Annotated in this window: 21 protein-coding genes; 2 read left to right on the plus strand and 19 right to left on the minus strand. The window is 69.1% G+C overall.

The genetic code is table 11. The features are described 5' to 3' along the window. Positions 1–18 precede the first annotated feature (18 nt). The gene (locus SK803_RS26200; protein ID WP_319968752.1) at positions 19–531 is read right to left on the minus strand and encodes a hypothetical protein; all 513 of its coding nucleotides are present in this window, start codon (positions 529–531) and stop codon (positions 19–21) included. 21 nt (positions 532–552) lie between these two features. Then, positions 553–1,095, minus strand: a complete 543-nt coding sequence (locus SK803_RS26205; protein ID WP_319968753.1) for a GNAT family N-acetyltransferase — start codon at positions 1,093–1,095, stop codon at positions 553–555. A 70-nt stretch (positions 1,096–1,165) separates the two neighbouring features. Here SK803_RS26205 and SK803_RS26210 point away from each other — a divergent pair, with 70 nt between their 5' ends. Beyond that, a complete protein-coding gene (locus tag SK803_RS26210; RefSeq protein ID WP_319968754.1) occupies positions 1,166–2,371 on the plus strand; it encodes a winged helix-turn-helix domain-containing protein in 1,206 nt (401 codons plus the stop codon). Here the strand turns inward: SK803_RS26210 and SK803_RS26215 are convergent. Continuing rightward, a complete protein-coding gene (locus SK803_RS26215; protein ID WP_319968755.1) occupies positions 2,361–2,942 on the minus strand; it encodes a TetR/AcrR family transcriptional regulator in 582 nt (193 codons plus the stop codon). The genes SK803_RS26210 and SK803_RS26215 overlap by 11 nt on opposite strands. An 89-nt stretch (positions 2,943–3,031) precedes the next feature. On the opposite strand from SK803_RS26215, the gene SK803_RS26220 reads away from it, so the two are divergent. Continuing rightward, the gene (locus tag SK803_RS26220) at positions 3,032–3,793 is read left to right on the plus strand and encodes an SDR family NAD(P)-dependent oxidoreductase (protein WP_319968756.1); all 762 of its coding nucleotides are present in this window, start codon (positions 3,032–3,034) and stop codon (positions 3,791–3,793) included. 8 nt (positions 3,794–3,801) lie between these two features. Here the strand turns inward: SK803_RS26220 and SK803_RS26225 are convergent, their stop codons facing one another. From SK803_RS26225 to infB, 16 genes are all read right to left on the minus strand, one after another. Beyond that, on the minus strand, positions 3,802–4,239 hold the full coding sequence (locus SK803_RS26225; RefSeq protein ID WP_319968757.1) for a tetratricopeptide repeat protein: 438 nt from the start codon (positions 4,237–4,239) through the stop codon (positions 3,802–3,804). Continuing rightward, positions 4,236–4,973 carry a 4-hydroxy-tetrahydrodipicolinate reductase gene (gene dapB, locus SK803_RS26230; protein ID WP_319968758.1) on the minus strand — a complete coding sequence of 246 codons (738 nt, stop codon included), beginning with the start codon at positions 4,971–4,973 and terminating at the stop codon, positions 4,236–4,238. The genes SK803_RS26225 and dapB overlap by 4 nt, the downstream gene beginning before the upstream one ends. After that, positions 4,970–6,262, minus strand: a complete 1,293-nt coding sequence (locus tag SK803_RS26235; protein WP_319968759.1) for a M16 family metallopeptidase — start codon at positions 6,260–6,262, stop codon at positions 4,970–4,972. The genes dapB and SK803_RS26235 overlap by 4 nt, the downstream gene beginning before the upstream one ends. Before the next feature lie 107 nt (positions 6,263–6,369). Next, positions 6,370–8,616: a polyribonucleotide nucleotidyltransferase gene (locus SK803_RS26240; RefSeq protein WP_319968761.1), complete on the minus strand. Its 2,247-nt coding sequence runs from the start codon at positions 8,614–8,616 to the stop codon at positions 6,370–6,372. Between the two features lie 228 nt (positions 8,617–8,844). Further along, entirely contained in the window at positions 8,845–9,114 is a 270-nt protein-coding gene (gene rpsO, locus SK803_RS26245; RefSeq protein ID WP_045318466.1) for a 30S ribosomal protein S15, read from the minus strand. A gap of 128 nt (positions 9,115–9,242) precedes the next feature. Further along, positions 9,243–9,653: a 2'-5' RNA ligase family protein gene (locus SK803_RS26250; RefSeq protein ID WP_319968762.1), complete on the minus strand. Its 411-nt coding sequence runs from the start codon at positions 9,651–9,653 to the stop codon at positions 9,243–9,245. Positions 9,654–9,685: 32 nt separating this feature from the next. Beyond that, positions 9,686–10,165 carry a helix-turn-helix domain-containing protein gene (locus SK803_RS26255; protein ID WP_319968763.1) on the minus strand — a complete coding sequence of 160 codons (480 nt, stop codon included), beginning with the start codon at positions 10,163–10,165 and terminating at the stop codon, positions 9,686–9,688. Between the two features lie 83 nt (positions 10,166–10,248). Then, entirely contained in the window at positions 10,249–11,181 is a 933-nt protein-coding gene (locus tag SK803_RS26260) for a bifunctional riboflavin kinase/FAD synthetase (protein ID WP_319968764.1), read from the minus strand. 33 nt (positions 11,182–11,214) lie between these two features. Continuing rightward, a complete protein-coding gene (truB, locus tag SK803_RS26265) occupies positions 11,215–12,102 on the minus strand; it encodes a tRNA pseudouridine(55) synthase TruB (protein ID WP_319968765.1) in 888 nt (295 codons plus the stop codon). Between the two features lie 11 nt (positions 12,103–12,113). Continuing rightward, positions 12,114–13,439 (minus strand): MFS transporter, encoded by a 1,326-nt coding sequence (locus SK803_RS26270; RefSeq protein WP_319968766.1) that lies wholly within the window; start codon positions 13,437–13,439, stop codon positions 12,114–12,116. A 461-nt stretch (positions 13,440–13,900) separates the two neighbouring features. Then, the gene (locus tag SK803_RS26275) at positions 13,901–15,202 is read right to left on the minus strand and encodes an MATE family efflux transporter (protein ID WP_319968767.1); all 1,302 of its coding nucleotides are present in this window, start codon (positions 15,200–15,202) and stop codon (positions 13,901–13,903) included. 678 nt (positions 15,203–15,880) lie between these two features. Continuing rightward, positions 15,881–17,014 (minus strand): ROK family transcriptional regulator, encoded by a 1,134-nt coding sequence (locus SK803_RS26280; protein WP_319968768.1) that lies wholly within the window; start codon positions 17,012–17,014, stop codon positions 15,881–15,883. Continuing rightward, a complete protein-coding gene (locus tag SK803_RS26285) occupies positions 17,011–17,997 on the minus strand; it encodes a DHH family phosphoesterase (protein ID WP_319968769.1) in 987 nt (328 codons plus the stop codon). Before SK803_RS26285 ends, SK803_RS26280 begins: the two co-directional genes overlap by 4 nt. 518 nt (positions 17,998–18,515) lie before the next feature. Next, complete coding sequence (gene rbfA, locus SK803_RS26290) at positions 18,516–18,965, minus strand: 30S ribosome-binding factor RbfA (RefSeq protein WP_319968770.1); 450 nt, start codon at positions 18,963–18,965, stop codon at positions 18,516–18,518. A 13-nt stretch (positions 18,966–18,978) separates the two neighbouring features. Then, positions 18,979–19,275, minus strand: coding sequence for a DUF503 domain-containing protein (locus SK803_RS26295; protein WP_258947864.1), 297 nt, complete (start codon positions 19,273–19,275; stop codon positions 18,979–18,981). 72 nt (positions 19,276–19,347) lie between these two features. Continuing rightward, a complete protein-coding gene (infB, locus tag SK803_RS26300) occupies positions 19,348–22,524 on the minus strand; it encodes a translation initiation factor IF-2 (RefSeq protein ID WP_319968771.1) in 3,177 nt (1,058 codons plus the stop codon). Positions 22,525–22,569: the final 45 nt, after the last annotated feature.

Raw genomic sequence — 22,569 nt, forward strand, 5'->3', positions numbered from 1 at the left:
GGCGTCGATCATCTTCAGCTAGAACCACGCCATGACCATGGACGGTGAGGCCGCGAGGAAGCTGAACCTCGCGAAGCGGCCCACCATGCCGGTCACGATGAACATCAGCGTGGACATCCCCGCGAGCCCGGCGAGCACGCTCGTCGCCATGAACGGCGGCACCCCCACCAGCGCGCTCACCGCGTGCGTGCCGGCCATCCAGTTCGGGTGCGCCTTGCACTTCACGTGGATCCAGTCACCCCAGCGGTGCATGCGCGTGCCCGGTCCGAACCAGCGTGCGAGACGCGATGGCTTGGTGCGCACCGGCTTGGTGCGGTGCATGAACTTGGGCAGCTTGATGTCGCCTCGTGCCGCGTAGAAGTACAGCAGCTTGCCGAGCACCTGGGCGACGGCGACCACCAGACCCACGAGGAAGCACGAGACGCCGGGCCAGCGCGCGCCGATGCCCACCACCCACATTTCGACGCTGATGAAGGGGATGAGGGCCGAGCCGAACGCGACCCCGAAGGTGAGGCCAACCAAGCCGAGCACCCGGCCGAGGCTACACAGGTCTCAGGCGTCGAGTCGGACCGCGAGCGGCCCGGAAACCCGGATCTCGCGCAACGGACGACCGCCTGCGTCCAATGTGCGCACCGTGCCGTCACCCGTCCAGCCCAGTCGTTCGTAGAAACTCTTCGAGGCCTTGTCGGCTTCCGGCACCCACGCGATGCCGCGCGTCGCACCCGATTCCTTGAGGCGTGCGCAGGCCTCAGCGACCAGCCGCGTGCCGTGGCCCCTCCTCCCCCACCGAGGCTCCACGAGAACGCTGAGCAGTGCGGTCGTCGCGGCGTCGTCCGGCAGCGAACCGTCCGCCTTGGCCACCTCCTCGTCCGGAGCCTTGCTCGCCACCACGAATCCGACCGTCCAGTCGCCTTCCGTCGCTTTGAGCACGGCGCCGCTCTGGACGGTCAGCGCCCACGCCTCGTCGGCGTCCAGCGTGTCCAGCACTTCCTGCGGGAGGAGTTCGGCGTAGGCGAGCCGCCACGTCTCCCGATGGATGCGGACGATCTCCGAAAGGTCAGCAGCGGTGGCGAGTTGCACGCCGGCGTCGGCCATAACCGCACCTTATAGACGCCGTGTCGCGGAATTGTCAGGGGTGCGTGGCAACATCGGCGACGTGCAGAGGATGAGTGCGGACGTGGCCCGTCGGATCGCGCTGGGCGCACAGGGTTTCACCGATCTGAGGCCCGCGGTGGCCACGCGCAGGCACCTGCAACGGGTGCTCTCGCGCGTGCAGCTGTTGCAGATCGACTCCGTGAACGTGGCCGTGCGCGCGCACTACATGCCGCTGTTCTCCCGCCTGGGCTCCTACGACCCGGCGTTGCTGGACGAGGCCGCGTGGACGCACTCCACCCGCAAGCCCCGCATGCTGGTCGAGACCTGGGCCCACGAGGCGTCGCTGGTGCCGGTGCTCGACTGGCCGCTGTTCCACTCGGGCGCGAAGAAGCGCGGCTGGTGGCAGAACTACCAGACCATTCTCGAACGCTCACCCCAGCTGGTCGACGAGGTGCTGGCCGCGGTGAAGGAGCTCGGCCCGATCGGCGCCGGTGCCCTGGAGAAGGCGCTGATCGGCGACTCCGGCCGGTCGAAGGGCCCCTGGTGGGACTGGTCCGAGGTCAAGCGCGTGTGCGAGGTCCTGTTCGGCGTCGGCGTCCTCACGACCGGCACGCGCCGCAGCTTCGAGCGCCTGTACGACCTGACCGAACGCGTCATTCCCTCCGACGTCCTGGCCCAGAAGTGGACGCCGGAAGAGGGCGCCCGCGAACTGATCACCCGTTCCGCGGTGGCGTTGGGAGTGGCCACGGAACCGGACCTGCGCGACTACTACCGCCTCGACCCGCGCCGTTCCCAGGCCGCGGTGGCGTCCCTGGTGGAGGACGGCGTGCTGGAGCCCGTCTCCGTCGACGGCTGGCGCGGGGCCGGCTACCGGCACGTCGACGCGAAAGCCCCGCGGAGGGTGCTCGGGCGCGCGTTGCTGTGCCCGTTCGACCCGCTGATCTGGGAGCGGGCGCGGACCGAGCGCATCTTCGGCTTCCGGTACCGCATCGAGATCTACGTTCCTGAGCCGCGGCGGGTGCACGGCTACTACGTGTTCCCGTTCCTGTTGGACGGCGAACTCGTGGCCCGCGTGGACATCAAGGCCGACCGGGCGGCCGGGGTGCTGCGGGTGCAGTCGGCGTTCGCGGAGGAAGGTGTCGATCGGTCTCGGGTGGCGGCCGAGCTGGCCGGGGAGCTGAAGCACATGGCCGAGTGGCTGGCGCTGGAGGACGTGCTGGTGGTGCAGAAGGGAGACCTGGCCGCGGACCTGATCGCCGCCGTCGTCAACGGCTGACCGGCGGAAGCAGCCTGGCCACGAAGTCTTCCGCGACCTGAGTCAACTGCTCGGCGGGCAGGCCGCTGCGTCCCATGTGGACGAGGCCCTGCTGGGCCGCCTGCAGCGTGCGCGCGAACGCCACCGGGTCAATCCCGGCGGGCAGGTCGCCCTCGCGCTGCGCCCGTTCCACGGTGGCCGCGACCAGCAGCACGATGCGCTCGTACGCCTCGCGCGCCCTCTCGGCGACTTCCGGATCGGTGCCGGCGAGTTCGGTGGTGCTGTTGGCCAGGTAGCAGCCCTGGACCAGGGACAGGGCTCCGGCCAGGAGGAACCCGCGCAGCCCGTCGACGGCACGCTCGGACTCCTCCAGGTTCTGCCGCAGCCCCGCGCAGGAGTCGGTCACGTAGTCGTCGAGGGTCCGCATGAACAGCTTGTGCTTGTCCCCGAAAGCGCCGTAGAGGCTGCCTTTGCCGAGCCCGGACGCCCTGGTGAGGTCCTCCAGGGAGGTGGCCGCGTAGCCCGCGGCCCAGAACTGGTCGCGGACGTCGCGCAGGACGTCCTGTTCCTCGAACTGCCGCGGTCGTGCCACGCCTCCGACGATAGCGGTTGTTGACCGATCGGTCCATAACTGGTTAGTTTTGGACCGAGAGGTACAGAACTAACCAGGAGGACAGTCGGATGGGTGCGCTTGCTTCACGGACCGCGCTGGTCACGGGTGGTACGTCGGGTATCGGTCTCGCGATCGCCGCGCGGTTCGTCGAGGAAGGAGCCGACGTCTTCATCACCGGCAGGCGTCAGCCGGAACTGGACGCGGCGGTGGCCCAGCTCGGCCCGAAAGCCGTCGGTGTCCGCGGTGACGTGTCTGATCTGGACGACCTGGACCGGCTGTTCGCCCGCATCGCCGCACACGGCAAGGGACTCGACGTGGTCGTCGCGAACGCTGGCGGCACCGCGGCCGTGGAGAGCATCGAGACGCTGACCCCGGAGGCGTTCGACTCCGACTTCCGGATCAACGTGCGCGGCACGGCTTTCACCGTGCAGAAGGCACTGCCGCTGCTCAACGCCGACGCGTCGATCATCACCCTCGGCTCGACCTCGGCGTCCCGCGCGACCGCGGCGTTCGGCACCTACTCCGCGACCAAGGCCGCCATCCGCCAGCTCAGCAGGGTCTGGGCGCTGGAACTCGCGCCTCGCGGCGTCCGGGTGAACACGCTGGTGCCGGGTCCGACCGAGACCACCGGCCTGAAGAACGCGCTGGCCAACACCCCCGCAGGCGTCGACGCGATGCTCGAACGCGAAGCAAGCAGGGTCGCGCTCGCCCGTGTGGGACATCCCGACGAGATCGCCGAGGCGGCACTGTTCCTGGCCACGAACCAGTCGAGTTTCGTGACCGGCAGCGAGCTGTTCGCCGACGGAGGTGAGGCCCAGGTCCTGATCTGACCACGAGATCAGGCGTGCAGCTCGATGGCCTTCCGCATGGTCTCGCGCGCCCGCCCGCGGTCCCCCGCGATGTCGTAGGCGTACGCGAGCCGGAACCACATCCGCCAGTCCTCGGGCGAAGCCTCGACCTCGGCCCGCCGCTCCTCGAACCACGAGTCCGCCGCGTCCCGGTCGACCCGGCCGGACGGACGGCGAGGCAGGTGCGAGACATCGGGCAGCAGCCCGTCCGCGTCGAGCTCGCGGGCCATCTTCTCGGTCTCCCACCCGAACCGCAGGTTCGAGTACACGAGCCAGACGCCGAGCAACGGCAGGATCAGCACACCCACGCCGAGGAGGATCCCGACCAGCTCACCGGTCCGCAGCAGAGCGACAGCCCGACCGGTGAGCAGGACGAAGTAGACCGCGAGAGCCGCGATCAGCACCCCGACGGTGACGCGGACCTTCACAGGTCCAGGTACTTGTCGAGGCCCACCGCGAGCCCGGGACGACCGACGATCTCCCGCACTCCCAGCACGACACCGGGCATGAACGACGTGCGGTGCAACGAGTCCTGACGGATCGTCAGCGTCTCGCTCTCGCCACCGAACACGACCTCCTGGTGCGCGATCATCCCGGAGATCCGCAGCGAGTGAACCCGCACGCCGTCGACGACAGCACCGCGCGCACCCGGCTCTTCCTGCGTGGTCGCGTCGGGCATCGGGTCCATGCCCTCCCGCGCCGCCGCGATCAGGCGAGCGGTGTGGGCGGCCGTGCCCGAGGGCGCGTCGGCCTTGCGCGGGTGGTGCAGCTCGATGATCTCGGCCGACTCGTAGTAGCGGGCGGCGATCTCCGAGAAGCGCATCAGCAGCACGGCACCGATGCCGAAGTTCGGCGCGACGAGCACGCCGACGTCCGAACGATCCGCCAGCAGCTGTTCCACCGCGGCGAGCTTCTCGTTGTCGAAGCCGGAAGTGCCGACCACGCAATGGATCCCGTTGGCGATGCAGAACTCCAGGTTCCCCATCACCACGTCGGGATGCGTGAAGTCGACGACGACCTGCGCACCCGAATCCACGAGAGCCTGCAACGGGTCGTCGGCGTCGATCGCCGCCACGACCTCCATGTCCTTCGCGGCCTCGACCGCGCGGACCACCTCGGAACCCATGCGGCCCCGCGCGCCGAGAACTCCGACGCGAATCATGCAATCACCTCGTGTACCTGGTCCGGCAGATCGTCAGCGTGATCGTAAGGTCCGACCACCGCCGCGGCGACGGGCCGGCGCAGCAGATCACGTGCGAGCAGCGCCACTTCGTCGGCGGTGACCTCGTCGATGCGCGCGAGGGTCGCCTCGACGCTCAGGTGGTCGCCGTAGTTCAGTTCGGACTTGCCGATGCGCGACATCCGGGAGCTGGTGTCCTCCAGGCCCAGGACGAGCGCACCGCGCAGCTGTCCCTTGCCGCGAGCCACTTCCGCGTCGGAGAGTCCGCCACGTGCGACGTCCACGAGCACCTCGCGGATGACGCCGGCGGTCTCGCCCAGCCGATCGGGCTGGCAGCCCGCGTAGACGGCGAACGTGCCGGTGTCCGCGTACAGGCCGACCGACGAGTACACCTGGTAGGCCAGGCCTCGCCGTTCGCGGACCTCCTGGAACAACCGGGAGCTCATGCCGCCGCCGATGGCCGCGTTCAGGACGTTCAACGCGAACCGGCGTTCGTCGTGACGGTCGATACCGCGCATGCCGAGCATCATGTGCGCCTGCTCGGTGTCATCGGTGTGCAGCACCAGCTTGCGCGCGTCCGCGATGCGTGCGCGACCCGCCCGTGGCGTGACCGCGCTGCCCTCCCGCGACAGCCGCTCACCGATCGCCTTGCGCACCAGGCGCATGACGTGCGTGTGCTCGATGTTGCCCGCGACGGCGAAGACCATGCGCGGCAACGTGTAGCGCTTCTTGTAGAACGAGTAGAGGTTGTCCCTCTCCATGTCCTGAATGGACTTCTCGGTGCCCAGCACCGGGCGCCCCAGCGCATGCCCGCCGAACAACGCCTCGATGAACGCGTCGTGCAGCAGGTCCTCGGGGTCGTCGTCGCGCATCGCGATCTCTTCGAGCACGACACCGCGTTCGGTCTCGAAGTCACGCGGGCCGCAGATCGCCTCGAACACCACGTCGGACACCAGATCCACCGCGAGCGGCAGGTCCTCGTCCAGCACGTGCGCGTAGTAGCAGGTGTGCTCCTTGGCGGTGAACGCGTTCAGCTCGCCGCCGACCGCGTCGATCTCCTCGGCGATGCCCGCGGCCGACCTGCGCGCGGTTCCCTTGAACAGCAGGTGTTCCAGGTAGTGCGCGGCACCCGCGACTTCGGGCCGTTCGTCACGGGACCCGACCTGCACCCACAGCCCGACCGAGGCGGACCGCACGCCGGGGATGCGCTCGGTGATGACCCGCAGGCCGGAGGGCAGCATGCTGCGCCGCACCTCCGACCCGGCGGACATCTCGAGCACCCGCGTGCTGCCCGGCCGCTGGAGGTGCCCCAACCGTCCGGTACGCGGACGGCCGCGGGTGGATGCACCCGCGGCCGTCACGTTGTTGTCTGTCGCACTCACTGCGCGGGAGCCGCCTCAGCAGCCTCAGTGGCCTCGACGGCCTCCGGGGCGTCGGCGGGCGCCTCGGCAGCGTCCTCGTTCACGACGACGAGGCTGATCTTGCCGCGCTGGTCGATGTCGGCGATCTCGACGCGGAGCTTGTCGCCGACCTTGACGACGTCCTCCACCTTCGCGATGCGCTTGCCGTTGCCCAGCTTCGAGATGTGGACGAGGCCGTCCTTGCCGGGCAGCAGCGAGACGAACGCGCCGAACGCGGCCGTCTTCACCACGGTGCCCAGGAAGCGCTCGCCGACCTTCGGCAGCTGCGGGTTCGCGATCGCGTTGATCATGCCGATCGCGGCCTCGGCCGAGGGGCCGTCCGCCGCACCGACGTAGATCGTGCCGTCGTCCTCGATGGAGATGTCGGCACCGGTCTGCTCGGTGATCGAGTTGATCATCTTGCCCTTCGGGCCGATGACCTCGCCGATCTTGTCGGTCGGGATCTTGACCGACGTCACGCGCGGCGCGAAGGCGCTCATCTCGTCCGGGTCGGAGATGGCCTCGGCCATGACCTCGAGGATCGTGTAGCGAGCGTCGCGGGCCTGGCCCAGCGCCGCCGCCAGCACCTCGGACGGGATGCCGTCGAGCTTCGTGTCGAGCTGCAGCGCCGTCACGAACTCCTTGGTGCCTGCCACCTTGAAGTCCATGTCGCCGAACGCGTCCTCGGCACCGAGGATGTCGGTCAGCGCCACGTAGCGGGTCTCGCCGTCGACCTCGTCGGAGACGAGGCCCATCGCGATGCCGGAGACCGGCGCCTTCAGCGGGACGCCCGCGTTGAGCAGCGACAGCGTCGAGGCGCAGACGGAGCCCATGGACGTCGAGCCGTTGGAGCTCAGCGCCTCGGACACCTGGCGGATCGCGTAGGGGAACTCCTCGCGCTTGGGCAGCACGGGCATGATCGCCCGCTCGGCCAGCGCGCCGTGGCCGATCTCGCGGCGCTTCGGCGAACCCACGCGGCCGGTCTCACCGGTCGAGTAGGGCGGGAAGTTGTAGTGGTGCAGGTAACGCTTGTGCGTCTCCGGGGCGAGCGAGTCGATCTGCTGCTCCATGCGCAGCATGTTCAGCGTGGTGACACCCAGGATCTGGGTCTCGCCGCGCTCGAACAGCGCCGAACCGTGCGTCCTCGGGATCACGGCCACCTCGGCACCGAGGTCACGGATGTCCGTGAGGCCACGGCCGTCGATGCGGATCTGGTCGCGCAGGATGCGCTGGCGCACGAGCTTCTTGGTCAGCGAGCGGAACGCCGCGCCGATCTCCTTCTCGCGGCCCTCGAACTGCTCGGCGAGCTTCTCGAGCGTCGCCGCCTTGATCTCGTCGAGCTTGTTCTCGCGCTCGGCCTTGCCCGCGATGGTCAGCGCCTGGGCCAGCTCGGCCGAAGCGGACTGCTCGACGGACTCGAACGCGTCGGCCTGGTAGGCCGGGTACGTCGGGTACTCGCCGGTGGCCTTCGCGGCGACCTGGGCGAGCTGCGCCTGGGCCTCGCAGAGGACCTTGATGAACGGCTTGGCGGCCTCGAGACCCGCGGCCACGACCTCCTCGGTGGGGGCGACGGCGCCCTCGCCGATCAGGTCGATCACGTTGTCGGTGGCCTCGGCCTCGACCATCATGATCGCGACGTCACCGGAAGCGACCACGCGACCCGCGACGACCATGTCGAACACGGCCTTCTCGAGCTGCTCGTAGGTCGGGAACGCCACCCACTGGCCCTCGATCAGAGCGACGCGAACGCCACCGATCGGGCCGGAGAACGGCAGGCCGGCGAGCTGCGTCGACGCGGACGCGGCGTTGATCGCCACGACGTCGTACAGGTCCTTCGGGTTCAGGCTCATCACCGTGATGACGACCTGGATCTCGTTGCGCAGGCCGTCCACGAAGGACGGGCGCAGCGGACGGTCGATCAGGCGGCAGGTGAGGATGGCGTCCGTGCTCGGACGGCCCTCACGCCGGAAGAACGAGCCGGGGATGCGGCCCGCGGCGTACATGCGCTCCTCGACGTCCACCGTGAGGGGGAAGAAGTCGAAGTGCTCCTTGGGGTGCTTCGACGCCGTCGTGGCGCTCAGAAGCATGGTCTCGTCGTCCAGGTACGCCACCACGCTGCCGGCGGCCTGACGCGCGAGGCGCCCGGTCTCGAAGCGGATGGTGCGCGAGCCGAACTTGCCGTTGTCGATAACGGCAGTCGCCTCGTGGACCTCGATGTCCGTCATTTACTTGTTACTCCTCGTCTTTTGGACACCGCAACACGCTTTTCTGACGAGGCCGGTCTTCGATCGAAGTCCCCTGGTTGTCTTGCCAGGGGGCCACTACCGAGGACCGGCGATAACTGCTTCGCGCGATGCGGGTCCTGTTTTTGCCTCTTTGCAGCCGGGGATCTCTATACACCCGGCTGTGCGCCGAGGGGGAGTGACCGGCCGGTCACTCCCCCTCGGCAAGTATCACCTGCGCAGACCGAGGCGCTGGATCAGCGCGCGGTAGCGGTTGATGTCCACCTTGGTCAGGTAGTTCAGCAGACGGCGGCGACGGCCGACCATCAGCAGAAGACCCCGACGGGAGTGGTGGTCGTGCTTGTGCTGCTTGAGGTGCTCCGTGAGGTCCGCGATGCGCTTGCTCAGCAGAGCGACCTGCGCCTCGGTCGAGCCGGTGTCGCTGTCGTGCAGACCGTACTCACCGAGGATGGACTTCTTCTGATCCGTGGACAGTGCCACTAGGTACTTCTCCTACTTCGTTCAGGTCCGTGCGGCCCCACGCCCGCCGAATTGCTGGCCGGGGTAGCCGGTACTGGCCGCCACGGACCGCAGCCAGACCCAACTGCGAAGGCTATCAGGCACGGTGGTCAGTGGCGCGCTGACGTGCGCAACCCCACCCGGTCCACGGGTGTGTACACGCCGTCGGCGCTGCTCACGAGCACTGCTTCGGTCGGCTGCCACGGGCTGCTCAGGAAGGCCGGCATCGGCTGTCCCCGGTACCCGTACGCCACCGTCAGGTGCGCGAACCAATTGTCGTTCGCACCCGCTGCCCGTGCCAACCGATTTAAATCGCCGTCTGTTCCGGCCCACAGGACCTTGCCGCGGAAGTCGCCGAAGTTCTTCAGCCGGATTTCGGGAACCTCATGGCCCTCGAGCGCCCGGAACCGTTCCTCATCAGCGGATTCGCCGTGGAAGCACAACGTGATGTGCCACTTCTCCGGCTTCGTCCACTCCATGTCGTGGCTTCGATCGAGCACGGCTTCGAGTTCGTCGATCACGTGCCGAGGTGGGTAGAGCGCGGTGAAGAAGGTCAACGACCCGCGGCCCGGATGGCGCGGCGGAACAGTTCGGCGATCGCGGGGAACTCCTCGTGCAGCATGTCCGCTGCCTGCTGGAGCTCGGTCCGGTCGGCGACGCGGCGCAGCACCGGGTACGCGACGCTCTCCTCGCCGTTGACCGTCAGGGAGTCACGGGACACGGTCGGCTTGGACTCGCGCACGTCGTCGAGCGCGCGCTGCAACGCCTCCGGCGCCCCGGTCGCCACGTCCGGCGTGAGCACCTTGCGCTCCAGCATGATCATCCGCGCGAGCACGGACGGGTTGCCGATCTTGGCGCGGCGGCCGCTCATCACCTGGCTGAGCATCGGCGCGCTGATCCCCAGCACGTCCGCGAGCTGAGCCTGGGACACGTTGAAGGCCACGACCAGCCGGCGCACGCGGTCACCCAGCGGCTCCCCGTACCACTCCCGTTGCAGGGCGAGGTTGCGCTGAACGATCTTGTGGTCCTCCACTTTGGCCTCTCCCGTAGCCGTATTCCGACCAGCATCCTGCCAGCCTGTGGACGCCCTCACGTCCGCTTCGCCCAATCTGACGGTCACGAGTCGGTCAGCAGTTCCCTCGTTCGGTCTACATCTCGATGCATTTGCTCGAGAAGCGCCTCCACGGAGTCGAACTTCTCCATCTCGCGCAGCCGGTCGACGAAGTCCACCGCGACCCGTTGCCCGTAGTAGTCCTCGTTCACGTCCAGCACGAACGCCTCGACGCGGCGCTCACGCCCGGAGAACGTCGGGTTCGTCCCCACGCTCACCGCGGCCTTGAGCGTCTTGCCCTTGGCGTCGGTGAACCAGCACGCGTAGATGCCGTCGGCGGGCACCGCGGCGAACTTCGGCGTCGACAGGTTGGCGGTCGGGAACCCCAGGTCCTTGCCCCGCCCGTCGCCCTTGACGACGATGCCTTCGAGCCGGTGCGGGCGCCCCAGCGCCTCCGCGGCGGCCTTCACGTCCCCCGCGTCGATGCACGCCCGGATGTAGGTGGACGAGTAAGTCACGTCGTCAGCGGACACCAGATCAGCCCCCTCGGTCACGAATCCGAACCGCTGCCCGAGCTGGCGCAGCATCGCGACGTTACCCGCCGCCTTGTGCCCGAAAGTGAAGTTCTCACCTACTACGACGGCCGCCGCGTGCAACTTCTCGACCAGCACCTCGTGCACGAACTCGTCCGCGGGCATCCGCGACGTCTCGAGGCTGAACGGCACCACGACGAAGTGGTCGATCCCCAGTTCCTCCACCAGCTCCGCCCTGCGCCGCAGCGTCGTGAGCTGCGCGGGGTGACTACCGGGCCGCACCACCTCGGAGGGATGCGGGTCGAAGGTCATCAGCACCCCCGGCAGCCCGCGCTGCTCCGCGAGCGCCACCGCGCGCCCGATCAGCGCCTGGTGGCCTTTGTGGACACCGTCGAACACGCCGATGGTCACGACGCAGCGGCCCCAGCCGCCGGGAAGGTGATCTAGTCCACGCCAGCGTTGCACGGTGATCAGCCTACGACCTGCCGCCCGCACGGGTCAGCCGGCCGGGCTCAGGACGACCACCGGCTTGCACGCGGCGCCCTCGTCCTTCACCAGCGCGATGACGTGCCCGTCCGGCCCGAACACCCCGTAGGTGCCGTCGATCCCGCCCGCGCTGAGCCGCTGCCCGTGCGACAGAGCCGAAGCCTCCATCGGGTCGATCTCCCGGCGCGGGAACGCCGTGGCGACCGCCGAGTCCAGGTCGAGCGACAGGCCGGGCGTCTCCTCCAGCTGCTCCAGGGTCTTGGCCACGCGGAGGTCGAACGGACCGACCCTGGTGCGCCGCAACGCACCCAGGTGCCCGCCGACGCCCAGCGCCGCACCGAGGTCACGGGCCAACGCGCGCACGTAGGTGCCGGAAGAGCACTCGACCATCACGTCGAGCAGGACGGTCTTGTCCTCACGGCGGGTGAACAGCACGTCGAAGCGATGCACCGTCACCGGCCGTGCGGGGATCTCGACCTGCTCACCCGCACGGACGCGTGCGTAGGCGCGCTTGCCGTCGATCTTCACCGCCGACACGGCGGACGGCACCTGCTGGATCGGTCCGGTCAGCTTCGCCACCTCGGGGGCGATCGCCTCGTCGGTCACCCCCGAGGCGTCCACAGTGGACAGAACCTCGCCCTCGGCGTCGTCCGTGGTGGTGGACGCGCCGAGCACGATCGTCGCGAGGTAGGCCTTGCTGTCGAGCGCGAGGTGGCCGAGGAGTTTCGTCGCACGTTCGATGCCGAGCACGAGCACGCCGGTCGCCATCGGGTCGAGCGTGCCGGCGTGCCCGACCTTGCGGGTGCCGAGGATCCTGCGCACACGCGCCACCACGTCGTGCGAGGTCATGCCGTCCGGCTTGTCGACGACGACCAGGCCCGGTGCTGCGGAAGCTTTCACGGCCGGGAATCCTAAGCGACGCGCAGAGCGTCCCAACGACGGCGCCGCAACTGCACCGGCACCGTCTCACCGCGCTCCTCCGCCGCGAACACCGCCGCACGCGCGCGCCGCCACCACACGAGCATCCGCCAGCCGCCGAACGCGAGCACGATCACGCAGAAGCTCAGCGCGATCCGGAACGCGGTCTGCGGAGTCATGAGGTTCTCGAGCAGGTCCAGCAGCACACCGACACCGAGCGCCGTCACCGTCACGGCGAGGAAGCCGCCGACGTTGACCAGGCCGCTCGCCGTGGACTGGCGGTGCGACGGGTTGTAGTCCCGCGCCAACGCGAACGCGACACCGGAGATCGGCCCGCCCACGGTCAGCACGAGGAACACGACGGCGATGACCGGCACCGGCACGCGCCCGCCCGGCCACAGCAGCAGCACAGCCCACCCGACGAGCGCGAACGCCAGGAACCCGCCCGCGATCGGCATGCGCCACTCGGGGTTGCGCGAGAACAGCGCGCCGATGATCGGGCTCGTCACGATCGCGCCGATGACCAGCAGTCCGAGCGTGGACGACGCGGCCTTCGCCGACATGCCCTGCGCCTGGACGAGGTACGGGTACCCCCACAGCAGACCGAGCACGGCGGGCGTCGACATCGTGCTGAAGTGCGCCCAGAACCCGAGCCGGGTGCCGGGCACGCCCCACGCCTGCCGGACCTTCGGCCAGATCCTCCTGAACGGCACGATCTCCGGCTTCGGCGCCACGAACCCGTCCGGCACGTCACGCACCCGCAGGAACGCCACGGCGGAGTACACGGCGGTGAGGCCGCCCGCAATGAGGAACGCCCAAGTCCACCCGATCGAGCCGAGCATGAGCGTCAACGGCACGGTGGCGACGAGGTTGCCAACACCGCCCAACGCCGCCGTCACCGCGACGACGAGCGAGTACTGGCGCGGCGGGAAGTGCGTGGCCACGATCCGGATCACGCTGATGAACGTCATCGCGTCACCCATGCCCAGCACGGCCCGCGCGACGAGCCCGAGCCCGTACGAGTCGGCGACGGCGAACAACAGCTGGCCGGTGCCCATGAGCAACGCGGCGACGGTGAGGATCTTGCGCGGACCGAACCGGTCCACGAGCAGACCCGTAGGGATCTGCATGAGGGCGTAGACACCGATCTGCAGCACGGTGAACACACCGAGCTGCGCGGGCCCGAGCCCGAACCGCTCACTCGCTTCCAACCCGGCCACGCCGAGCGTGCTGCGGTGGAAAACGGCGGCGAAGTAGACGAAAACGGCGGTGGTCCAGATCAGCCACGAGGTTCGGGTGGCGCGATCGACCGCTGGCAAGACGGCACTCTCCCCAGGTCGGAGGCGGGCAGACATTAGTTACATCGCCTAAACAACCTTCTTGGTAACGATTTCATGCCGTGAGGTCGGACACAGCGCCCGTTCGGGCGTTCCACCCGTGCGCCACCTCACACCGCCCGCAATCCTTCGCCGTGGATCGCCCCTGGTCGTCGCCCTGAACCGCCCAGACCTCACGCCGTCGCACCTCGCGCCGTCGGCACCCCGCCTCATGGAATCTCGCCCCCGTCGGACCTCCCGCCGTCCACCCCGCGTCGTCGACCCCCGCCCCGTCGAAACTCGTCCCGTCGAAACTCCCGCCGTCGATCTCGCGCCATCGGAGCTCGCGTCGTCGGACTCGCGTCGTCGATCGCACGTCGTCGATCGCACGTCGTCGAACCTCGCGTCGTCGATCTCCGGTCGTCGAACCTCGCATCGTCGATCTCGGGTCGTCGAACCTCGCGCTACCGAACCGCGCCCTCGACCGCCCAGTCCCCCGAGCGCGTGCGCCACACCACGGCAACCAACCGCAACACCATGAACGCCGACAACCCGGTCCAGATCCCCGCGAGCCCCCACCCAAACACGTACGAGGCCCACACCAACGGCAAGAACCCGACCACCGCGGACCCGAGCGTCGCCGTGCGCATGAACTTCACGTCCCCAGCGCCCAGCAACACCCCGTCCAACGCGAACACGACCCCAGCAATCGGTTGCAGCGCAACAAAAAACCACCAGGCGTTGGGAATCTCGCCCAGCACACCGGCATCCGACGTGAACGCCTGCGGCAACACCGTTGACAGCGCGGCAAAAACCACCCCGAGCCCAATCCCGAACACCAACCCGTACCGCGTGACCTGCCACGCCAGCGCCTCCGCCTGCCGCCGCCGGGACGCCCCCAACGCCGCCCCCACCAACGACTGCGCCGCAATCGCCAGCGAATCAAGCACAAGCGCCAGGAACGTCCACAACTGCAACACGACCTGATGCGCCCCCACAGCCGCAACAGACGTCCGCGCCGCAACCGAAGCCGCACTGACAAAACACGCCTGGAACGCCAAGCTCCGCAACACCAAATCGCGCCCCATGCCCAACTGCGCGCGCATGGCACCCCAATGCGGCCGCAACAGCACCCGCTCCGCAAACAGGGCGCGGAAGAACAACCCGGCCGACAACACCTGCGCCACCACGTTCGCGACGGCCGACCCCTCAAGCCCCCACCCGGCCCCATAAACCAGCGCCGGACACAACACAGCACTGATCCCGTTGCCCACCAAGATGTACTTCAACGGCCGCCGCGTGTCCTGCACACCGCGCATCCACCCGTTGCCGGCCATCGTCACCAGGATGAACGGCGCCCCGAACAACGCAATGCGAACCCACTCGACCGCCGCATCCGCCACAGCCCCACCACCGGCCAGCAACTCCGCCAGCGGCCGCGCGAACACCTGCCCGAGCACCACCACCAACACCCCGGCCGCCAACGCCAGCCAAGTGGCCTGAACGCCCTCCTCAACGGCCTCCCGCCGCCGCCCAGCCCCATGCAACCGAGCCGTACGAGCCGTGGTGCCATACGACAAAAACGTCAGCTGCGTAGACACCTGCGTGAGCAACACACCGCCCAACGCCAACCCAGCCAACGGCAGCGCCCCAAGATGCCCAACCACAGCCGTGTCGACCAACACGTACAACGGCTCGGCCGCCAACACACCCAACGCAGGCACGGCCAGCCCGATGACCCGCCGCGCGGGAACCCGATCCTCCACGCACCGAACCTATGCGCTCAGCCGCCACAGCAACCGGTGACGGCGCCCACTACCCCACCGCCGCAGCCGGTGACGGCGCCCCACTACCCCACCGCCGCAGCACACGGCCCGTGTCCGCAGCCGGTGCGAGCGCGCCCACCCGGACCGCCCCCGGCTCGCCACCTGCCAACTCACCCGACAGCCCAGCCGACCCGACAGCCCGGCTCGGCCAGCCCACCCGACAGCCCGGCTCAGCTCAGCCCAGCCACCCGACAACCCAGCCCAGCCCAGCCACCCGACAGCCCGGCCCAGCCCAGCCGGTCCCACCTGCCGGCAGCCCCTGCCAGCAACCACCCTGCACTCGAGCGCAGCCGGTCGAGCCTCAATCCGAGTGCTCGACCCAGGCAGCCGGTCCGGCCTCAGCCCGAATGCTCGACCTGCCGCAGCCGACCCAGCCACAGGGTGAGCCCGCCACATCCCATCCGGCGACCATCAGCTCGGCACGCACCCACTCCTGTTCCGCTCCCCACGCGCTTCCTCCTACGCGAGGGATTGGTAACAGCGTTTCAGGACGCTTTCCGGGCCACCTTCACCCGATCGAGCGACCCAGACCGCCCAGCCCGCGCCCCTCTGGCCCCACCCAGGCCACAGCGCCGCCGCACCCACGCCCCTTGGGCCGGACTACGCCCGTCGGGCTGGCTACGCCCGTTGGGGCAGGCCGAACACCTGCTCCCGCGCCACCGCGAGCGCCGAGTGCAGCGCTCCCGACCGCACCGGGTTCGCCGTGATCTGCGCGAGCTGGACCGGGGTGCGCGGCACCACCAGCTTCAGCAGTTCCGTGGCCACCAGCTCGCACAAGGTCTCGCCGCCCGCCTGCGCCACGCCGCCCGACAGGAGCACGAGCTCCGGGTCGAGCACGCAGACGACGTTCGCCAACCCGAAAGCGATTCTACGAGCGAGGTCCGACAGAAACTCGCGGCCTTCGGTTCCCGCGGTCAGAGCGTGCGCTACGGCTTCCAGGCCGGAGTCCGCCGAGATCCCGTGCGAGGCGGCCAGGGCCACGATCGCGTCGCTGTCTACCTGGTCGCCGTAGCGGCCGCCGGGGATCTGCATCGAGTCGATCTCGCCCGCGCCGCCGGTGACGCCGCGCAGCAGCACGCCGTTGATGACGACCGCCGAGCCGATCTCGTCCGCGGGCCAGAACAGCACGAAGTTCCGCACGCCCACGGCCTTGCCGGAGCTCATTTCCTCGAGTGCGGCGAGGTTGATGTCGTTCTCGATCGACACCGACGCGCCCAGCAGCTCGCGCAGCGTCGACGGCAGGTCGACGTCCACCAGGCCCGGCAGGTGCGGTGCGAAGCCGAGGTGGCCGGTGGACGGGTCGACGGCGCCGGGCGTGCCCACGACGACGTGCGACAGAGCGTCCAGCCGGAGGCCGGCCAGGGCCGCCGCCTTCTGCACCGTCTCGCGGAACGCCTGCAGCGTGTTTTCCTTGGGCATCGGCGCGCTGTGCTCCGACAGCAACGACCCGGTGATGTCCGCGATGGCCACGTCGATCAGCTCTGGCGTCAACGCCACCGCCGCCACGTGCCCGACGCCACCGTTGACGGCCCACATCTGCGCGCGCGGCCCGCGTCCGCCACCACGCAAGCCGGTGCGCACGACCATGCCGTCTTCTTCGAGCCGCGCCAGCAACTGTGCCGTCGCAGGCTTGGACAGCCCGATGACCTCTTCCAACTCGGCCCGCGTCATCGCCCCGCTGCGCAGCAACGTCTCGATGGCGGCCCGGTCGTTGATCTCCCGCAGCAGCCGCGGGCTTCCTGTCCGTGTCATGACTCCACCCGCTCCAACGCGCCCTTCAGCGCGGCAACGACCTGCTCCGCGGCCCCGTCGAAGGTGAACCCGGCCGCCAGCCGATGCCCACCGCCGCCGAGCACCTGCGCCACCTCACGAACGTCGACCCTGCTCACAGCCCGCAACGACACCGACCAGAACCCAGGCCGCAACTCCTTCAACACGGCCGCCACCTCAGCCTCGGAAGTAGAGCGCACGACATCGATCACGCTCTCCACCTCCTCACTGCGAACACCGCGCGCGTCGTCCATGCCAACCACCGCGTGCACCAGCCCCAGCCCGTGCGCGGCCTTCTGATCCAACTCAGCCCGAGCCAACACACGCGACAACATGCCCAAGTACGCAAACGGATGCGCGTCCATCAACGGCCGCGTGACGCCGTAAGCGTCCACACCGGTCTCAAGCAACCGCGCCGCCGTCTCATGCGCAGCAGGCCCAGCCTTGCGAAAACCACCGGTATCCGTGACGAGTCCGGCGTAAATGCACCGCGCAATGGGCTCATCGATCTCAACGTCCATCGCGTCGAGCAACTTCAACGCGATGAGGGCAGTAGCCTCCGCGTGCTCGTCAATGCAGTGCAACGTCCCGTACCGAGTGTTCGACACGTGGTGGTCAATGACAATGACGGGCCCAGTGCAACCAGCGACCCGATCCTGCAACGGCCCAAGCCTCTGCAAACTGCCGGTGTCCATGACCACGAGCAACTCAGGCTGCGCAGGCACTTCGTCCCGATGAACCAACAGCCCAGCGGTGTCCAACGCCTTGAGCGACTCCGGCACCGCCTCCGGCTCACCGAACGCAACGCGCACGCTCACCCCACGCCGGTGCAGCGCAAGCCCCACCGCCAAGGCACTCCCGAGCGTGTCAGCATCGGGGTTGATGTGACTAAGCAAGGTCACATCACGGGCGCCGGCCAGTAACCGCGCGGCCTCGGCAATGGTGGTGCTCAGATCGTCTGCCACAGGGAGACGTTAGCTGCTACCCGTCTCAATGTGCTGCAGGGCGCCCTCGGACAAGACAGTTTCCATCCGATTAAATGACCCCGAGTGCCAAATGGACGATCAACAAGGATCCAGAAGGCAGACCCCCAGCCGATGCCGCAGGCGAGGCGACCCGAAGGCGAAGCCGAGGCGTCCTTACGCTTGAAACGGGAGGTTCCGGTGGGTGGTCCCGTCACGAGTCGTGCCACAGCACTCGCTGCACGCAAGGAGGGGTGTCAACTCGACACGCTTTTCGTCGAGTTGACACCCCTCCTTGCGTGTGGCTCGCTCTGGCCCGGCTTGTGACGGGACCACCCACCCGAACCGCACCACCTACGCAACGCAACTCCGCCCAAAGCAACAGGCGTGCCATCAACCCGCGCACGGCGTGGACAAGGTCCTTGATCAGATTGGCGGGGTCCGGGGCGGAGCCCCGAAATCCCTAAACGGGACCATCCCTGAGCAAGGTGACCACCGCACCCAACCCAACCAACAACAGATCAGTCCTCGTCGTCATCCTCACGCGGCGCCTTGTACGGATCCGCCTCACCAGCAGGCGAAGCCCCCACCGCCAGCCGAGCAACCTCAGCATCAGCGGCCTGAGCCTGCGCCAGCAGCTCATCCATCTTCCGAGCCGTGTCCGGCACGGTGTCAGTCATGAACGTCAGCGTGGGCGTGAACCGGACCCCGGTCTGCTGCCCCACCATGGAGCGCAGCACACCCTTGGCCTTCTCCAGCGCCGCGGCAGCCCCGGCGTAGTCAGGCTCAACATCCAGCCGCTCACCGAGAACGGTGTAGTAGACAGTCGCGTCGTGCAGGTCCCCGGTCACCTTGGTGTCCGTGATCGTGACCCGAGCCAAACGCGGATCCTTGACCTCGTGCTCCAAGGCCGAGGCAACGATCTGTGAGATCCGCTTGGCGAGCTTGCGGGCACGTGCCGTGTCGGCCACGAGCCTCCCCTTCCTAGTCGTCCTCCGGCCCGACGAAACGCGTCCGGGCGGAGAGCAGTTCCAGTTCGGGACGTCCGGCGACCAGCCTTTCACAGCCGGCGAGGACGTCCCTGACGTGCTCCAGGTCAGCGGCGACTGCCGCCACCCCGATCAAGCTGCGCCGATGCAGGTCGAGATGACCGGCTTCGGAGACAGCGACCTCGAAGCGCTTGCGCAGTTCGGCCACCACGGGCCGGACGACCGAGCGCTTCTCCTTCAACGAGTGGACGTCGCCAAGTAGCACGTCCAATTCCAGAGCCCCCACGTACATGGGAAAGATCCTCCAGAGAAAAGGGGTGCGGAGCCACCGGTTAAACGGCTCCGCACCCCCTCACCTAAACCATCAGGCGCGCGGCTTCTCGCGCATCTCGAAGGTCTCGATGATGTCCTCGAGCTTCAGATCGCTGTAGTTGCCGAGCGTCAGACCACACTCGAAGCCCTCGCGGACCTCGGTGGCGTCGTCCTTGAACCGCTTGAGCGAGCTGATCGGGAGGTTCTCCGCGATCACCTTGCCGTCACGGAGCAGGCGAGCGCGCGCGTTGCGGCGGATCTCGCCCGACAGGACCATGCAGCCTGCGATCGTGCCGACCTTGGAGGACTTGAAGACGTCGCGGACCTCGGCGCGGCCGAGCTGGACCTCTTCGAACTCCGGCTTGAGCAGACCCTTGAGGGCGGCCTCGATCTCGTCGATGGCCTGGTAGATGACCGTGTAGTACCGGACGTCCACACCCTCGCGGTTCGCGAGCTCGGTCGCCTTGCCCTCGGCCCGGACGTTGAAGCCCAGGACGATGGCGGAGCCGGCCACGGCGAGGTTGATGTCGCCTTCGGTGATGCCACCGACACCGCGGTGGATCACGCGCAGCTCGACGTCGTCGCCGACCTCGATCTTCATGAGCGCGTCCTCGAGGGCCTCGACGGTACCCGAGTTGTCACCCTTGATGATCAAGGTGAGAGCGCTGGTCTCCTTCAGCGCCGCATCCAGGTCTTCCAGGCTGACGCGCTTGCGCTTCGCGGCGTTGGCAGCGTTGCGGGTGCGGGCCTGACGACGCTCGGCGATCTGGCGGGCGACGCGGTCCTCGTCGACGACGAGGAACGAGTCACCGGCGCGCGGCACCGAGGTCAGACCGATGACCTGCACCGGACGCGACGGGGTCGCGAGGGTGACGTCATCGCCGTGCTCGTCGACCATGCGGCGGACGCGACCGTACGCGTCACCCGCGACGATCGAGTCGCCGACGCGGAGCGAACCGCGCTGGACGAGCACCGTGGCGACCGGACCGCGACCGCGGTCGAGGTGCGCCTCGATCGCGACACCCTGGGCCTCCATGTCCGGGTTGGCCCGGAGGTCCAGCGAGGCGTCGGCCGTCAACAGGATGGCGTCGAGCAGGCTGTCGATGTTGATGCCCTGCTTCGCCGAGATGTCGACGAACATCGTGTCGCCGCCGTACTCCTCGGCGACCAGGCCGTACTCGGTCAGCTGCTGACGGATCTTGGAGGGGTTCGCACCCTCCTTGTCGATCTTGTTGACCGCGACCACGATCGGCGCGGAGGCCGCCTGGGCGTGGTTGATCGCTTCCACCGTCTGCGGCATCACGCCGTCGTCAGCGGCGACGACGATGACCGCGATGTCGGTCGCGTTCGCACCACGGGCACGCATGGCGGTGAACGCCTCGTGACCGGGGGTGTCGATGAAGGTGATGAGCCGCGGGTTGCCCTCGAGCTCGGTCTGGACCTGGTAGGCACCGATGTGCTGGGTGATGCCACCGGCCTCGCCCTCGTGCACCTTCGCCTTGCGGATGGTGTCGAGGAGTCGCGTCTTACCGTGGTCGACGTGACCCATGACGGTCACGACCGGCGGACGGACCTGCAGCTCGTCCTCACCACCGGCGTCCTCGCCGTAGGTGATGTCGAACGTCTCGAGCAGCTCGCGGTCCTCCTCCTCGGGGGACACGACCTGCACGACGTAGTTCATCTCGGAGCCGAGCAGCTCCAGGATCTCGTCGGACACCGACTGGGTCGCCGTGACCATCTCGCCCAGGTGGAACAGCACCTGCACGAGCGACGCCGGGTTGGCGTTGATCTTGTCGGCGAAGTCGGTCAGCGAGGCACCGCGCGGCAGGCGGATCGTCTCGCCCTGCCCCTTGGGCAGGCGGACGCCACCGACCGAAGGCGCCTGCATGTTGTCCATGTACTCCTGGCGCTTCTGCCGCTTGGACTTGCGTCCACGACGCGCCGGACCACCCGGACGACCGAAGGCACCAGCGGTACCGCCGCGACCAGCGCCGCCACCGCCACCGGGACGACCTCGGAAACCGCCGCCACCACCGGCCGGGGCACCGCCACCAGCGCCGCCACCGCCACCGGGACGGAAACCGCCGCCACCGCCACCGCCGCCACCGGGACGGAAGCCACCGCCGCCGCCACCGCCGCCACCGGGACGGAAGCCACCGCCACCGCCACCGCCGCCACCGCCTCCGCGGAAGCCGCCGCCGCCACCGCCGCCGCCCCCACCGGGACGACCGCCGCCACCGCCGCCCCCACCGGGACGGCCACCGCCGCCACCGCCGGGACCAGGACGGTTACCGGCCGGACGACCCGGCATCATGCCGGGGTTCGGGCGCGGAGGCATGTTGCCCGGGTTGGGGCGAGGACCGCCCTGACCCGGAGAGGGACGAGGACCACCCTGGCCGGGGCCGGGACGGCCGCCACCCTGGGCTGCTGCCGGACGAGGTCCGGCCGGACGCGCGTCACCGGGCTTGCCGCCGGAGGGACGGTCGCCGCCGCCCTGCTCGGGACGGGGGCCGGGACGGGGTCCAGGACGCGGCGAGGGAGCGTTGCCGCCGCCCACGCCGAACGGGTTGTTGCCCGGACGCGGCGGACGCTGGCCTGCAGGCTTGGGAGACTGCGGGCGCGGCGGCACCACGGACGGGGACTGCTGACCAGCCGACGCGGCCGGAGCCTGCGGCTGCTGCTGCGGAGCCGGGCGCGGGCCCGGACGCGGACCGCCACCCGGCTTGGTGCCGGGAGCCGGTGCAGCCTTCGGAGCGGCCGGAGCCGAGGCAGCCGGAGCAGCCGGTGCCGACGCGGCGGGAGCCGGTGCGGCGGCCGGAGCCTGGGGCTGCTGTGCGGGGGCCGGGGCCGCCGCGGGTGCCGGAGCCTGCGCGGCAGGAGCTGCCGGAGCGGGCTTGGGAGCCGGCGGACGCGGGGCGGCCGGACGCGGTCCGGGCGTGCCCTTCGGTGCGCCGGGCTTGCTGTCGGTCGCCGCGGGCTTCGACTCCGCCGGGGCGGCGGGCGCTGCTGCGGCGGGTGCGGGTGCCTTGGGCTTGGGAGCGGCCGGCTTGGGAGCCGACGGCTTCGCCTTGGCTTCGTAGGCGTCACGAAGCCGCCGGGCCACGGGGGCCTCGACGGTCGAGGACGCGGACTTCACGTACTCGCCTTGTTCGGCGAGCTTGTTGAGAACTTCCTTGCTCGTAACACCGAGCTCTTTCGCGAGCTCATGTACGCGGGCCTTGCCTGCCACTGCTCTCCTTGGTTGTGAGGCCGGCGGGCAAGTCCCATCGACCTC

It is taken from the genome of Lentzea miocenica (genome assembly GCF_033949945.1).
GTDB lineage: Bacteria > Actinomycetota > Actinomycetes > Mycobacteriales > Pseudonocardiaceae > Lentzea > Lentzea miocenica.

Excerpts from the sequence above, each read along its gene's own strand:
- SK803_RS26205 (WP_319968753.1), bottom strand. The coding sequence starts at position 1,095 with ATGGCCGACGCCGGCGTGCAACTCGCCACCGCTGCTGACCTTTCGGAG.
- SK803_RS26210 (WP_319968754.1), top strand. The coding sequence starts at position 1,166 with ATGAGTGCGGACGTGGCCCGTCGGATCGCGCTGGGCGCACAGGGTTTC.
- SK803_RS26220 (WP_319968756.1), top strand. The coding sequence starts at position 3,032 with ATGGGTGCGCTTGCTTCACGGACCGCGCTGGTCACGGGTGGTACGTCG.
- dapB (WP_319968758.1), bottom strand. The coding sequence starts at position 4,973 with ATGATTCGCGTCGGAGTTCTCGGCGCGCGGGGCCGCATGGGTTCCGAG.
- SK803_RS26235 (WP_319968759.1), bottom strand. The coding sequence starts at position 6,262 with ATGTCCGCCGGGTCGGAGGTGCGGCGCAGCATGCTGCCCTCCGGCCTG.
- SK803_RS26240 (WP_319968761.1), bottom strand. The coding sequence starts at position 8,616 with ATGACGGACATCGAGGTCCACGAGGCGACTGCCGTTATCGACAACGGC.
- SK803_RS26280 (WP_319968768.1), bottom strand. The coding sequence starts at position 17,014 with ATGACACGGACAGGAAGCCCGCGGCTGCTGCGGGAGATCAACGACCGG.
- SK803_RS26295 (WP_258947864.1), bottom strand. The coding sequence starts at position 19,275 with ATGTACGTGGGGGCTCTGGAATTGGACGTGCTACTTGGCGACGTCCAC.